The sequence below is a fragment of the Nocardioides sp. Z38_18 genome, assembly GCF_058215695.1.
The window spans coordinates 538,495-551,480 of sequence record NZ_JBZAJE010000002.1; the positions used below are offsets into that span (position 1 = coordinate 538,495).

Here is a 12,986-nt window from a genome sequence, read left to right on the forward strand (position 1 = left end):
GTGCTGAGGTTCAAGTCCGTCGAGGTCAGGGGTCCCGGGTCAGGGGTCCCGGGTCAGGGGGCGCCGCGCGGCTCCTCGGATCCACGCTGCAGGTCGGGGAGCTCGTTGACGACGAGGTTCTCCTCGCGCACCTGCCCGGCGCGGAAGGAGGCCCGGCCGACCATGTGGTTGGCGACCGGCGAGGTCATCATCTGGAACAGGGCGACCAGCACCAGGATGCCGATGGCACCGGGGTCGCGCAGCCGGAAGCCGAGACCGATCAGGACCAGCACCAGGCCGAGCACCTGGGGCTTGGTGGCCGCGTGCATCCGGCTCAGCAGGTCCGGGAGCCTGAGCACGCCGATCCCGGCGATCAGCGAGAGCAGGGCGCCGAGCAGCATGCAGACCGCGGCGATGACGTCGGCGACCTGGACCCAGCTCATGGGCGGTCCTCGTCGATGTCGTCGCTGCCGGGCGTGAACCGGGCGATGCTCGCCGAGCCGACGAACCCGAGCAGCGTGAGCACCAGCAGGATCGGCAGGGTGGTGGTGTGCCGGTTGTGCGCAGCCTCCATGGCCAGCCCGCAGATGCCGACCGCGACGAACACGTCCAGCGCCACGGCCCGGTCGAGGATCGTCGGGCCGATGGTCATCCGGGCCACGGTGCACAGGGCGGCGAGCGTCAGCATCGCCGCGCAGATGATCAGTACGACGGTCATCGGGATCCTCCCGGGGTGGTGGGAACCTCGCGGTCGAGGTGCTCGATCCGCCCGCCCAGGGCGCGGACCACGCGGGCCTCCTGGGCGAGGACGCTCTGGCGGAACTTCTCCGCCCCCTCGTCGTCCCCGACGTCGAGCACGTGCAGGAACAACGTGTGCGTGGAGCGCCGCGCCTCCACGACCAGGCTGCCCGGGATCAGGCAGGTCATCTCCGCCACCACCACCAGGACGAAGTCCGACGGGGTCCGCAGGTTGACCTCGATCACCGCGTTGCGCAGCGTGCGTTGGGGTCGCAGCACCACCCAGGCCACCTGGATGCTGGAGATCACGACGTCCGCGGCGAAGCGGACCAGCAGCCGGACCAGCGGGATCGGGTGCACCCGGACGTCGAGGTGCAGCGGCGGCAGCGGGAACACGAAGCAGGCCACGACACTGACCAGGAAACCGCCGACCACGGTCTTCAGCGAGACCTCGCCCCACAGCGCCATCCAGACCACGGTGAGGACGACGAGCACCGGGAGCTGCAGCGACCGGTAGCGGGCCGGGCGCACCTGTCCGTCGCGGCGCGTCTTCAGCTGGGGGCTCACTGGCCGGCCTCGCTGAGCACCGACTCGAGGTAGGGGGTGCGCTGGACCAGGTCCTCGGCGGCCCGGTCGGTGAACCCGAACAGGGGTCCCGCGACGAAGGTGAACACGAGGCTGAACGCGACCAGCGCGGCCGTCGGCAGCACCATCCCCATCGGCAGCCGGTCGGGGAGCTCGCCGTCGCGCAGCAGCTGGTAGAGGTCGCGGTCCGGTGACTCCTCGTCGCGGACCCGCCGCGCCTCCTCGAGGTCGAACGTCGCGTACGCCGCGCCACCGACGTGGACGTGGCCACGGTGCCGGACCATCGACACGTTCGGGTGGTGCTGGTCGGCCTCCTCGCCGGGCACCGGGAGCGCATGCGCGGTCTCGTGCGCCTGCTCCGGCGTACGCCAGAATGCGATCGTCCAGGTCTTGGCCACGGCGTAGAGCGTGAGCAGGCTGGTGACCACGCCACCCACGACCAGGATGATCGCGAGCGGGGTGCCGACGTCGAGGCCGGCCTGGAGCAGACCGACCTTGCCCAGGAACCCGGACATCGGCGGGATCCCGGCGAGGTTCATCGCCGGGATGAAGAACAAGATGCCCACCAACGGCGCCAGCCGGGCCAGGCCCCCGAGCCTGAGCAGGGCTGTGCTGCCCGCACGGCGCTCGATCAGCCCCACCACCAGGAACAGCGCAGTCTGGATCGTGATGTGGTGCGCGACGTAGAACACCGCGCCGGAGATGCCGGCCTGCGTCGCCAGCCCGATCCCGAAGATCATGTAGCCGATGTGGCTGACCAGCGTGAACGAGAGCATCCGCTTGATGTCGGACTGGGCGACCGCGCCCAGGATCCCCACCACCATCGTGACCAGCGCGGCCCACATCAAGAGGTCCGTGAGCGGACTGTCGGGGAACAGCAGGGTCTGCACGCGCAGGATCGCGTAGACGCCCACCTTGGTGAGCAGGCCGGCGAACACCGCGGTCACCGGGGCCGGGGCGGTCGGGTAGCTGTCCGGCAGCCACAGCGAGAGCGGGAAGACGGCCGCCTTGACCGCGAACGTGGTCAGCAGGAGCAGCTGCAGGGTGAGGGCGACCGCGTCCGGCAGCTCGGCGATGCGCTGGGACACCTGGGCCAGGTTCAGGCTTCCGGTGGCCGCGTAGACCGCTGCGAGCGCGATCAGGAACAGCATCGAGGACAGCATGTTCACGACGACGTAGATCGTGCCCGCACGGATCCGAGTCTCGGTGCCGCCGAGGGTGAGCAGCACGTAGCTGGCGAAGAGCAGCATCTCGAAGCTGACGAACAGGTTGAACAGGTCGCCGGCCAGGAAGGCGTTCGAGACGCCGGCGACGAGGACCAGGAACGTCGGGTGGTAGATCGAGACCGGCGACTCGTTGTCGTCGGAGGTCATCCCCTGGCCGAGCGAGTAGCAGAGCACGGCCAGCGTCACGACCGACGAGACGAGCAGCATCAGCGAGGAGAGCCGGTCGGCGACCAGGCTGATGCCGAGCGGGGGCGTCCACGCCCCGAGCCAGGCGACCTGGGGGCCGTAGAGGTCGGCGCGCACCAGCAGCACCGCCGCGATCACGACCACCGAGGCGACCACCGAGACGCTCACCAGGCGCTGGGCCCGGGGACGGCGCGAGAGCATCAGGGCGGCACCGGCCCCGAAGAGGGACAGGATCACCGGCAGGGGGACCAGGAAGCTCATGCGCCCTCCTCCAGGATCTCGTCGTCCTCGCCGCCGGTGGCGAGGTCGTGGCTGTCGGAGGCCTCGTCGGCGGCCGCGAGGCGCCGGATCGAGGCGTCCTCGACGTCGTCCTGCACGTCGTCGTTGCCGTTGAGCTGCCAGCTCCGGTGCGCCATCGCCAGCAGGAACGCGGTGGTGCCGAGCGCGATCACGATCGCGGTGAGCACCAGCGCCTGCGGGAGGGGGTCGGACATCTCCCCCGGGTCGGCGCCCCCGACGATGGGCGCCTTGCCGGCCCGTCCGCCGGAGATCAGGAACAGCAGGTTCACACCGTTGCCCAGCACGAGCAGGCCGAGCAGGACCCGGGTCAGGCTGCGTTCGAGGACGAGGTAGACCCCGCACCCGATCAGGGTGGCTGCGGTGATGATCAGGGTCAGGTTGGTGCTCATCGGGCACCCTCCTTCTCGGCCGCGCGTTCCTCGCGGAGGATCTGCCGGTCGATGCGGGAGCCGAGGGCGCGCAGCAGGTCGAGGACCAGGCCCACCACGACGAGGTAGACCCCGATGTCGAAGAACATCGACGTCACGATGTGCAGGTCGCCGACCAGCGGGAGGTGCAGGTCGACCTGGGCGCTCTGCAGCACCGCTCCCCCGAAGGCGAGCGGGGCCAGCCCCGAGGCGGCTGCGATGAACAGCCCGGTGCCCATCAGGACGCCGGCGTCGATCGGGGCCGCCTCGTCGAGCTCGTAGCGGCCGCCTGCCAGGTAGCGGACCATCAGGGCCAGGCCGGTGACCATGCCGGCCGCGAACCCGCCGCCGGGGTTGTTGTGGCCGGCAAGGAGCAGGTAGATGCTGAACACGATGACGGCCGGGAACAGCAGCCGGGCCACCACCTCGAAGATGATCGAGCGGCGGTCCGGGGACAGCGTCCGCGGACCCGGCAGCCACACGCGCCTGCCCGGTCCGGTCGGCACCTTCTCCACCGACTCCGGCTGGGGGATGTCGTAGACGCGCCGGATCCCGGAGAGCCGGGTGTTGAGGAACAGCAGGCTGGCGACGCCGGTCGCGGCGGCCACGAGCACGGAGATCTCCCCCAGCGTGTCCCAGGCCCGGATGTCGACGAGGATGACGTTGACGATGTTCCCGCCGCCGCCGAACCGCACCGCTTCCTCGGGATAGGCCGTCGACACCGCGACCTCGGTGCGGGCCCCGGTGGTGACCAGCATGACCAGCGCGACCACGCCGCCCACGGCCGCGCCCAGCGCCACCCGGAAGTAGCGGCGCGGGGACAGCGGCCGGTCGGTGAAGTACGGCGGGAGCCGGCGCAGCACCAGCACGAAGATCACCAGGCTGGTCGTCTCGACGAGCACCTGGGTCAGCGCGAGGTCCGGGGCGCCGTGCAGGATGAACAGCATCCCGGTCCCGTAGCCGGTCACCCCGACGAGGATCACCCCCCGCAGGCGGCGCCGCGAACGCGTCGCGGAGAACGCGGCCAGGATGATCACGAGTCCCACCACGGCCTGGGCCGGGGAGTCCCACAGCACCACGTCGATGGGTCCGTCGAGGGCACCGAGGACCGCGATCCCCGGCAGGAGCAGCACCACCCCGAGGATCACCGCGAGGTACGCCGCCACGGAACCGCGCTGGGTGAAGCCGGTGATCTCCACGGCCGACCGGTCCACGGTGCGCATCACCAGCCGGTAGCCGTTCTCCGCCGCCCAGGAGGGTGAGAGGGCCGTCTGGATCAGCCCGAAGGTCTGCCGCCGCGCGAAGATGAACAGCCCCAGAAGCAGGGTCAGCGCCGAGAAGGCCAGCGGCAGCCCGAGGCCGTGCCACAGCGCCAGCTCGGCCTTGTGGACGCCGGCTGGGAACTGGTCCGTGTGCGGCTCGAAGACCTTGGTGAGCACCGGCCCGGCGAACCCCAGCGCCAGGGTGAGCGTCGACAGGACCACCGGGGCGAGGATGAAGCCGCCGGGCACCGCGGGGAAGGCGATCGGGGGCACGCCCGGCTTGGTGGCGAAGGTGCCCCACAGGAAACGGGCCGTGTAGGCCACGGTCAGCACCGACCCGAGGACCACCCCGATCAGCACCAGCCAGCCGGCCAGGGGCGTGATCCCCGGGCGGTCACCGGCCTCGGCGACGTCGAGCAGGGAGCCGAACGCGCTCTCCTTGGACACGAAGCCGAGCAGCGGCGGGAGTCCGGCCATCGAGGCACCCGCGACGCAGGTCGTCACGAACAGGAGCGGGGCCGACCGGCCGACCCCGGAGAGAACCCGGAGGTCGCGGGTCCCCGCCTGGTGGTCCACGATGCCGACCACGAGGAACAGGGTCGCCTTGAACAGCGCGTGGCCCAGGATCAGCGCCAGCCCGGCGAGGGCGGTGGCGCGCGTCCCGACGCTGAGGACGACCAGCATGAAGCCGAGCTGGCTCACGGTCCCGTAGGCGAGCAGCAGCTTCACGTCGTACTGCCGCAGGGCGCGCCACCCGCCGAGCAGCATGGTGGCGATGCCCAGGGTGAGCACGATCTCGTGCCATGCCGGGGTGCCCGCGAACGCCGGGGCCAGCAGCGCCACGAGGTATACGCCGGCCTTCACCATCGAGGCGGCGTGCAGGTAGGCGCTCACCGGGGTGGGCGCGGCCATGGCACCGGGAAGCCAGAAGTGGAACGGGACCAGCGCGGACTTGCTCAGGGCGCCCACGAGCAGCAGGGCGATCGCCACGGCGGTGGCCGTTCCGGCGGGCGGGTCGGCGAGGATCTCGCTGATCCGGTGGGTGCCTGCCTGCTGGCCGAGCATCAGCATCCCGACGAGCATCGCCAGCCCGCCCAGCGTGGTCACGATGAGCGCCTGCATGGCTGCGTTCCGGCTCGCCCGCTTGGCGGGGTCACTGCCGATGAGCAGGTAGGAGAAGACCGTGGTCAGCTCCCAGAACACGTAGAGGACCAGCAGGTCGTCGCACAGGACGAGGCCCAGCATGGAGCCGGCGAAGGCCACGAAGTTCCCCGAGAAGTTGCCCAGCCCGGGGTCGTCGTCGTCGAAGTACCAGGCGCAGTAGGCCAGCACCAGCGCCCCCACGCCCGTGACCACCACGGCCATCAGCCACTGCAGCGTGCCCATCCGGAAGGCGAGCTCGAGGCCCAGGCTCGGCACCCAGTCGAGGACCTGCACGGGCGCGTTCCCGTCCTGCACCCGTCCGGTCTGGGCCAGGGTCCAGCCGAGCCCGACGAGCGGCACCAGGGCCAGCACCAGGAAGGCACGCCGACCCAGCCTCCGCGCCACCCACGGGGACATCGCTGCGGCCACGAAGTGCGCAGCGACGATCGCGAGCAAGGAGGAGCCTCCGGACAACGAAGTTGGGGGGGGTGGGCCCCCATCCTATGGAACGTCTCCCACAGGTCGCGGGTCAGCCACCTGCCCGCAGGATCGCGACGAGGAAGTCGGAGTCCTCGCGCCACGGCCGGAGGTCCCAGGTGGCGAGCAGCAGGTCCGGTTCCAGCCCCGCCCCGCGTGCGTCATCGAGGAACTCCGAGAACTCGTAGCCGCGACCGGCGCCGAAGCCGATCACCACGGCACCGCCCTCGCGCACGTGCGCACGGAGCCGTCGCAGCACCTCTCGGCGCGTGCTCGGCGCCACGAACGCCATCACGTTCCCGGCGCTGACGATGGCGTCGAAGGGCTCCTCGATGCCGTGGCTCGCCAGGTCGAGCTCGGCCAGGTCCTCCACGATCCAGGTCGGCCCGGGATGGTCGGTGACGGCTGCCTCGACCAGCACCGGGTCGACGTCGACGCCGACCACGTCGTGCCCGGCTGCGGCCAGGGCGGCACCGACCCGGCCCGGGCCACAGCCCGCATCCAGGATCCGCGAACCGCGTGGCACCAGCGCGTCCACCAGCCGCGCCTCACCGGCCAGGTCCTCACCGGCGGCCGCCAGTGCGCGGAACCGCTCGACGTACCAGGACGAGTGCTCCGGGTCGGCCTCGACCTGCTTCATCCACACGCTCTTCTCGACCATGGCGGGGACGCTAGCGCCTGAAGTCCTGCACCACGTAGGTGAGGCCGGTGCGCACCGACCGGTAGCCCCCAACCCCGAGGTGGCGGTAGTGCTTGTTCAAGATGTTGGCGCGGTGCCCCTTGGAGCGCATCCACATCCGGACCACCTTGGCGGCGCTCATCGGCCGGCCCATCGCGATGTTCTCCCCCACGTAGCGCGTGCCGCAGGAACGGACCAGGGTCCGCCGCTGCTGGTGCCGGAACGTGTTCCGGGTCGCCATCACGCGGGCCCAGCGGTTCGCCGCCCGCTCCACGCAGGCCCCCGGGGTCAGCGGGCGTACGCCGTGCCGGGCACGGGCCCGGTTGACCAGCCGCAGCACCTCGCGGTCGAACGAGGCCGCGACCGGGCGGACCTGCGAGCGCGAGGCGGCGACCGCCGGCTGGGGGGCCACCAGCCCAACCCCGGCGACGGTCACAACCATGACGAGGAGCGCGCGAGCTGACGGCATCTGAGTCCTTGGAGGGGGAGGCTGGGGTGATCGGTGCTTGCGTGCCAGTGCATCACGGTGGACCCAACGCGACCTCGTCGCCCCGTTCGGGGCAGGCCGGGCGCATCCGATGCGTGGACACTCGTGTGGACACCTCGCGTGATCGGGCGGGTACGTTGCGCGCCGACTTCACCGGCCGAAGGGAACACCACGTGCTCGCCGCCGAACGGCACGCCCGCATAGTGGCCCTGTTGGAGTCCGAGCGCTACGTCAGCAGCGAGGCGCTCGCCGAGCTGCTCCAGGTTTCGCTGGAGACCGTTCGCCGCGACCTGTCCCAGCTGCACCACCGGGGTCGGCTGCTGCGGGTCCGGGGCGGCGCCAGCCACCTCCCCGGCCGGGGCGAGGGGGCGCCCGACCCGGCGCGCACGCTGCGCGCCAGCGAGCAGGAGACCGCGATGGCCGCCACGGCCGCCTCGCTGGTGGAGCCGGGGATGACGGTGATGATCGACGTCGGCACGAGCTGCGTCAGCGTGGCGCGCGCCCTGCCCGCGGACTTCCGTGGCCGGGTGGTGACCTGCTCGCTGCTGGTCGCGGCCGAGCTCGCCGAGCGCGCCGGCGTCGAGCTGCTCGTGGCGGGCGGCCGGGTCCGCTCCGGCGACCTGGCCGTCTCGAACGCGACGGCGGTCGGCTTCCTCCGCGACCTCCGCCCCGACCTGGCCTTCCTCGGGACCGGTGGGATCCACGCCGAGGCAGGCCTCACCGACCACTACGTCGACGAGGTCGCCACCCGGCGCGTGGTGCTGGAGACGGCCACCCGTGCCTACGTGCTGGCGGACAGCTCGAAGCAGGGCCTGGTGGCACCGGTCCGGGTCTGCGACCTCGGTGACGTCACCGGCCTGATCACCGACACGGTGCTCGACGAGCCCCTTCGGGCGGCGCTGGCCGGCGCCGGGGTGCAGGCGCTGACCAGCGATCCCCCTCGCTGAGCGGGACCACGGTCGTCGCCCTCCCCATCTCACCCGTCGTGGTGGCGCACGACGCTGGAGCCGTGGCTCGGGGTCGGCGGCTGTTCGTCCTCGAGCTCGGCGGCGATCGAGACCACCAGTCCGCCGAGCAGGAAGCCGACGACACCGGCAGCGAGGGTGTTGGTGTTCATGGAGCCTCCGTCCGCTCGTGCTCGTGCTGGTGCTGGTGCTGGTGCTGGTGGGTGAGCGCGTGGCCCCTGCCCTTGTCGATGAGGTGGCGGTTGACCGGGAACGCGGCCAGGAAGGCGACCGCGAGGGCGATCATCATGCCGACCCAGAACACCGGGTTGACCAGGCCCGCGTCCATGGCGCCGGGGATCAGGGCCATCACCAGGTTGTCGACGACCTCCATGGTGAGGATCGAGATCGTGTCGGCTGCGAGCACGAGGCGGAGAGCGGCCAGGAACCCCAGCCCCGCCTGCACCAGCGGAACCGTGGAGAGCGCGTAGCCGAACACGAAGGCGAGGCCGACGGCCAGCGCGATCGTCGTCGCTGTGCTGAGACCGAGGGCGATGCCGATCATCAGGCCCGCGATCTCCCCGATGGCACAGCCGGTGAGGCAGTGCAGGGTCGCGTTCGCCGCCATCGCGTTGCGTGCGTCCATCAGCTTCCTCCGGGTCAGGAACGCACCAGTCGCGCGATCGCGTCGGTCGCTTCCTTGAGCTTGGCCTCGGCGGCCGGGCCGCCCTCCACGGCCGCGTCCATCACGCAGTGCCGGAGGTGGTCCTCGAGCAGGCCGAGGGCCACCGACTCCAGGGCCTTGGTGAGCGCGCTGACCTGGGTCAGGATGTCGATGCAGTACTGCTCCTGCTCGACCATCCGGTGGATGCCGCGCGCCTGCCCCTCGATCCGCTTGAGCCGGGCGAGGTAGCGGGCCTTGTCCGAGATGTAGCCGTGGTGGGCGTGCGTGCCGGCGGCCTCGCTCCCCGCCTCAGGGTCGGCCAGCTGGCCGGGGTCGGTCAGGTCCATGTGGTCAGGCTCCTTCGGGTGCGGTGGTGGTGGCCTCGGAGTCCGCGGCCCGGCTCCTGAACGAGCGCAGCCGCAGGCTGTTGCCGACGACGAAGACGCTGGAGAAGGCCATCGCGGCGCCGGCCAGCATCGGGTTGAGCAGGCCCAGGGCCGCCAGCGGGATCGCGGCGACGTTGTAGCCGAAGGCCCAGAACAGGTTCCCCTTGATCGTCGCCAGGGTCCTGCGGGAGAGCCGGATGGCGTCCGCGGCGCTGCGCAGGTCTCCGCGCACCAGGGTGATGTCGGCGGCCTCGATGGCGACGTCGGTGCCCGTGCCCATCGCCATCCCGAGGTCGGCCTGGGCCAGGGCTGCGGCGTCATTGACCCCGTCCCCGACCATGGCGACGACCCGGCCCTGGTCCTGCAGGCCCGAGATCACGCTCACCTTGTCCTGGGGCAGCACCTCGGCGATGACCTGCTCGACACCGACCTCTGCGGCGATCTGCTCGGCCACGGCCCGGTTGTCGCCGGTGAGCAGGATCGGGGTCAGGCCCAGGTCCCGCAGCTGGGCGATGGCTTCCGCGCTCGTGGGCTTGACCCGGTCGGCCACGACCAGCACGCCTCGTGCGGCGCCGTCCCACGCGACGGCGACGGTCGTCCTGCCCTCCCGCTCCGCCTGGGCCTTCGCCGCGGCGAGGTCCTCGCCGAGGGGCTGGTCGGACTCGCGGAGCAGGGACTCCCGGCCCACCAGCACGGCGTGTCCCTCCACGCTGCCGCGTACGCCCCTCCCCTCGACGTTGGTGAACCCAACCGGGTCGGGCAACGGGCCGAGCTCGTCCGCGGCGGACAGGGCGATCGCCCGGGCGATCGGGTGCTCGGAGGCCGCCTCGAGTGCGCCGGCCAGTCGCAGCACCTCGTCCCGGGAGACCCCCGGTGCGGTGACGACGTCGACCAGCGTCATCGTCCCGGTGGTGACGGTGCCGGTCTTGTCGAGCACCACGGTGTCGATCCGGCGCGTCGACTCGAGCACCTCGGGCCCCTTGATCAGCACGCCGAGCTGGGCACCTCGGCCGGTGCCGACCAGGAGTGCGGTCGGCGTGGCCAGCCCGAGCGCACACGGGCAGGCGATGATGAGCACCGCCACTGCTGCGGTGAACGCGGCACTGAGCGGGAAACCGGCCCCGATCCAGGCCCCGAGCGTCGCCACGGCGATCCCGATCACCACCGGGACGAAGATCCCGGAGACGCGGTCGGCCAACCGCTGCACCTGCGCCTTGCCCGACTGGGCGCCCTCGACGAGCTTGGCCATCTGGGCGAGCTGGGTGTCGGCGCCCACACGGGTGGCGCGGACGACCAGCCTGCCGCCCGCGTTCACGGTGCCGCCGGTGACGGCATCGCCCTCACCGACCTCGACGGGCACCGACTCGCCGGTGAGCATGGAGGCATCGACCGCCGAGCTGCCGGAGGTGATCACCCCGTCGGTGGCGATCTTCTCCCCCGGGCGTACGACGAACTCGTCGCCGACCCCGAGCTCCGAGGTCGGGACGCGGACCTCCGCTCCCCCACGCAGCACGGTGACGTCCTTGGCGCCGAGCTCGAGGAGGGCACGCAGCGCCGCCCCTGCCCGCCGCTTGGACCGCTTCTCGAAGTACCGCCCGGCCAGCAGGAACATCGTGACGCCTGCGGCGACCTCGAGGTAGATGTTCGAAGCCCCGTCGGTGGGCTCCACGGTCAGCTGGAACGGGTGGGTCATCCCCGGCGTGCCCGCGGTGCCGAGGAACAGCGCGTACAGCGACCACAGCAGGGCCGAGAGGGTGCCGAGCGAGACCAGTGTGTCCATCGTGGCGGCACCATGGCGCAGGTTGGCCCAGGCGGCCTTGTGGAAGGGCCACGCGGCCCACAGCACCACCGGCGCGGCCAGCACCAGCGAGGCCCACTGCCAGTAGTCGAACTGCAGCGCCGGGACCATCGACATCGCGATCACCGGCACGGCGAGCACGACCGAGCCGATCAGGCGCTGCCGCAGCCGGACCAGCTCGGGGTCGGGCTGGTCCTCCGCGTCGGCCCCGTCAGGAGCCGGGGTCGCGGGGCGGGGCAGCTGTGCGGTGTAGCCGGCCTTGGCCACCTCGGCGATCAGCGTCTCCGGGTCCAGCCCCTCGGGGGCATGGACCTGGGCCTTCTCGGTCGCGTAGTTCACCGTCGCGCTCACGCCGTCGAGCTTGTTCAGCTTCTTCTCCACGCGCATCGCGCAGGAGGCACAGGTCATCCCGCCGATCTCGAGCTCGATCGTGGGGCCGGTCCCCTGGACAGGGGGTGCAGTCATGGTCTCCTCCTCCTCTCAGGGAGTGGATCGGTGGTCAGTGGCCGTGTCCACCGGAGTGGTCCTCGGTCCCGGGGGGCGTAGTCGCGGTGTCCCGGGTCGTCCCCGCGGTGTCGAGGACGAAGGGAGCGGTGTGGACCGAGCCGTCGACGCGGAAGTCGAGGTAGAGCAGGTAGCGGCCCGGGGTGGGCGCCTGCGCCACGAACTCCAGGTCCGGCCCGGACCGGGCACCGGCTGCGGGCTCCTCCCCCTCGGGGTGGACGTGGAGATAGGCCAGGTCACCCTCCCGGAGCGCGACCAGGTGCCCGAAGGCCCCGAGGTAGGGCTGCAGCGTGGTGACCGGCCTGCCGTCGCGGGACACCCGCAGGGTCAGCTCCGACCCGGTCCCGGGGACCAGGTCCCCGGTGAGGTCGACGGTGAACCCGTCGACCGAGGCCCGTCTCGTGGGCTCGGCCCGGACGGGGTCGAGCTCACCGGCGACCTCGAGGGTCCTTGTCAGCGTCACGGGAGCCGCACCCTTGCCGTCGGAGCCCTCGGGAACGAAGTCGGCGTACACCCGGTAGGTGCCCGCTGCCGTCCATCGCCACGGCAGCGACCAGGTGCCCTCGGCGTCCATGGTCGGGTGCACGTGGCGGAAGTGCGTCCCGTCGGTGCGTACGACGATCAGGTGGAGCCGCCGCTCGTGCGAGGTCTCGTAGCTCGTCACCGCGCGGCCCCGGTCGTCGAGGATCCGGAAGGACAGATCCTTGCGCTCCCCGAGACGGGTGGGGGCGGTCACCGGTCCGAGCAGGTAGCCGTCCCGCGCGATGCTCACGCCCTGCACCTGGCTCTCGGCCGCCGCCTCGCTGCGAGGCGTGGCCGCGTGCTCGGCGCCGTCGTGGCCCTCGGACTTCTCGTGCGACTTCTCGGCCGACTCGTCGGCCCAGCTCCGGACGGCACTCTGCGGGACGACGGCGTCCGCGGTCGTGTAGGCGGCGCCGAACACGACGGCCAGACCCGCGGCGTACACCCCCAGGCGCGTCCCGGCGTTCATCGCACGCGAACCGCCTCGTAGCCGGCCTCGTCGACCGCCGCGACCACGGCGTCGTCGTCGACCGGCGCGGAGGAGACGATCACCAGCTTGCCGGTCTCGGCGCTGACCTGGAGGTCCTGGACGCCGGGCACGGCAGTGACCTCCTCGCGGACCGCCGCCTCGCAGTGGCCGCACGTCATGCCGGTGACCTGGTACTCGGTGGTGTTCATCGGAGGGCTCCTGATCAGAGG

The 12,986-nt window shown here is 71.8% G+C and carries 15 protein-coding genes; 1 reads left to right on the top strand and 14 read right to left on the bottom strand.

Annotation, left to right across the window (positions count from 1 at the left end):
- Positions 1–53: 53 nt before the first annotated feature.
- From mnhG to AC4BGC_RS13740, 8 genes are all read right to left on the bottom strand, one after another.
- Entirely contained in the window at positions 54–422 is a 369-nt protein-coding gene (mnhG, locus tag AC4BGC_RS13705; RefSeq protein ID WP_490556269.1) for a monovalent cation/H(+) antiporter subunit G, read from the bottom strand.
- Positions 419–697, bottom strand: coding sequence for a monovalent cation/H+ antiporter complex subunit F (locus AC4BGC_RS13710; protein WP_490547852.1), 279 nt, complete (start codon positions 695–697; stop codon positions 419–421). Before AC4BGC_RS13710 ends, mnhG begins: the two co-directional genes overlap by 4 nt.
- Entirely contained in the window at positions 694–1,284 is a 591-nt protein-coding gene (locus tag AC4BGC_RS13715) for a Na+/H+ antiporter subunit E (protein WP_490547851.1), read from the bottom strand. The genes AC4BGC_RS13710 and AC4BGC_RS13715 overlap by 4 nt, the downstream gene beginning before the upstream one ends.
- Entirely contained in the window at positions 1,281–2,975 is a 1,695-nt protein-coding gene (locus AC4BGC_RS13720) for a Na+/H+ antiporter subunit D (protein ID WP_490556270.1), read from the bottom strand. The genes AC4BGC_RS13715 and AC4BGC_RS13720 overlap by 4 nt, the downstream gene beginning before the upstream one ends.
- Complete coding sequence (locus AC4BGC_RS13725) at positions 2,972–3,403, bottom strand: Na(+)/H(+) antiporter subunit C (protein WP_490547849.1); 432 nt, start codon at positions 3,401–3,403, stop codon at positions 2,972–2,974. The genes AC4BGC_RS13720 and AC4BGC_RS13725 overlap by 4 nt, the downstream gene beginning before the upstream one ends.
- Complete coding sequence (locus AC4BGC_RS13730; protein ID WP_490556271.1) at positions 3,400–6,282, bottom strand: Na+/H+ antiporter subunit A; 2,883 nt, start codon at positions 6,280–6,282, stop codon at positions 3,400–3,402. The genes AC4BGC_RS13725 and AC4BGC_RS13730 overlap by 4 nt, the downstream gene beginning before the upstream one ends.
- A gap of 73 nt (positions 6,283–6,355) precedes the next feature.
- Positions 6,356–6,964, bottom strand: a complete 609-nt coding sequence (locus tag AC4BGC_RS13735) for a class I SAM-dependent methyltransferase (protein ID WP_490547847.1) — start codon at positions 6,962–6,964, stop codon at positions 6,356–6,358.
- 10 nt (positions 6,965–6,974) lie between these two features.
- Entirely contained in the window at positions 6,975–7,451 is a 477-nt protein-coding gene (locus AC4BGC_RS13740) for a CAP domain-containing protein (RefSeq protein WP_490556272.1), read from the bottom strand.
- A 191-nt stretch (positions 7,452–7,642) separates the two neighbouring features.
- Between AC4BGC_RS13740 and AC4BGC_RS13745 the strand changes: the two genes are divergently transcribed.
- On the top strand, positions 7,643–8,416 hold the full coding sequence (locus AC4BGC_RS13745) for a DeoR/GlpR family DNA-binding transcription regulator (RefSeq protein ID WP_490556273.1): 774 nt from the start codon (positions 7,643–7,645) through the stop codon (positions 8,414–8,416).
- Between the two features lie 29 nt (positions 8,417–8,445).
- Here the strand turns inward: AC4BGC_RS13745 and AC4BGC_RS13750 are convergent, their stop codons facing one another.
- The 6 genes from AC4BGC_RS13750 to AC4BGC_RS13775 are packed head-to-tail and all read right to left on the bottom strand — an operon-like array spanning position 8,446 to position 12,965.
- The gene (locus AC4BGC_RS13750; protein ID WP_490556274.1) at positions 8,446–8,586 is read right to left on the bottom strand and encodes a hypothetical protein; all 141 of its coding nucleotides are present in this window, start codon (positions 8,584–8,586) and stop codon (positions 8,446–8,448) included.
- The gene (locus AC4BGC_RS13755; protein WP_490556275.1) at positions 8,583–9,059 is read right to left on the bottom strand and encodes a DUF4396 domain-containing protein; all 477 of its coding nucleotides are present in this window, start codon (positions 9,057–9,059) and stop codon (positions 8,583–8,585) included. The genes AC4BGC_RS13750 and AC4BGC_RS13755 overlap by 4 nt, the downstream gene beginning before the upstream one ends.
- A 14-nt stretch (positions 9,060–9,073) precedes the next feature.
- A complete protein-coding gene (locus tag AC4BGC_RS13760; protein ID WP_490556276.1) occupies positions 9,074–9,424 on the bottom strand; it encodes a metal-sensitive transcriptional regulator in 351 nt (116 codons plus the stop codon).
- Positions 9,425–9,428: 4 nt separating this feature from the next.
- Positions 9,429–11,726, bottom strand: a complete 2,298-nt coding sequence (locus AC4BGC_RS13765) for a heavy metal translocating P-type ATPase (protein WP_490556277.1) — start codon at positions 11,724–11,726, stop codon at positions 9,429–9,431.
- Positions 11,727–11,760: 34 nt separating this feature from the next.
- Positions 11,761–12,756: a DUF8832 domain-containing protein gene (locus AC4BGC_RS13770; RefSeq protein WP_490556278.1), complete on the bottom strand. Its 996-nt coding sequence runs from the start codon at positions 12,754–12,756 to the stop codon at positions 11,761–11,763.
- Entirely contained in the window at positions 12,753–12,965 is a 213-nt protein-coding gene (locus AC4BGC_RS13775; RefSeq protein ID WP_490547839.1) for a heavy-metal-associated domain-containing protein, read from the bottom strand. Before AC4BGC_RS13775 ends, AC4BGC_RS13770 begins: the two co-directional genes overlap by 4 nt.
- Positions 12,966–12,986: the final 21 nt, after the last annotated feature.

Bases quoted from the DNA above. Each gene is read 5' to 3' on its own strand.
- AC4BGC_RS13775 (WP_490547839.1), bottom strand. From the start codon at position 12,965: ATGAACACCACCGAGTACCAGGTCACCGGCATGACGTGCGGCCACTGC.
- AC4BGC_RS13725 (WP_490547849.1), bottom strand. From the start codon at position 3,403: ATGAGCACCAACCTGACCCTGATCATCACCGCAGCCACCCTGATCGGG.
- AC4BGC_RS13760 (WP_490556276.1), bottom strand. From the start codon at position 9,424: ATGGACCTGACCGACCCCGGCCAGCTGGCCGACCCTGAGGCGGGGAGC.
- mnhG (WP_490556269.1), bottom strand. From the start codon at position 422: ATGAGCTGGGTCCAGGTCGCCGACGTCATCGCCGCGGTCTGCATGCTG.
- AC4BGC_RS13770 (WP_490556278.1), bottom strand. From the start codon at position 12,756: ATGAACGCCGGGACGCGCCTGGGGGTGTACGCCGCGGGTCTGGCCGTC.
- AC4BGC_RS13720 (WP_490556270.1), bottom strand. From the start codon at position 2,975: ATGAGCTTCCTGGTCCCCCTGCCGGTGATCCTGTCCCTCTTCGGGGCC.
- AC4BGC_RS13735 (WP_490547847.1), bottom strand. From the start codon at position 6,964: ATGGTCGAGAAGAGCGTGTGGATGAAGCAGGTCGAGGCCGACCCGGAG.
- AC4BGC_RS13710 (WP_490547852.1), bottom strand. From the start codon at position 697: ATGACCGTCGTACTGATCATCTGCGCGGCGATGCTGACGCTCGCCGCC.
- AC4BGC_RS13750 (WP_490556274.1), bottom strand. From the start codon at position 8,586: ATGAACACCAACACCCTCGCTGCCGGTGTCGTCGGCTTCCTGCTCGGC.
- AC4BGC_RS13765 (WP_490556277.1), bottom strand. From the start codon at position 11,726: ATGACTGCACCCCCTGTCCAGGGGACCGGCCCCACGATCGAGCTCGAG.
- AC4BGC_RS13755 (WP_490556275.1), bottom strand. From the start codon at position 9,059: ATGGACGCACGCAACGCGATGGCGGCGAACGCGACCCTGCACTGCCTC.
- AC4BGC_RS13740 (WP_490556272.1), bottom strand. From the start codon at position 7,451: ATGCCGTCAGCTCGCGCGCTCCTCGTCATGGTTGTGACCGTCGCCGGG.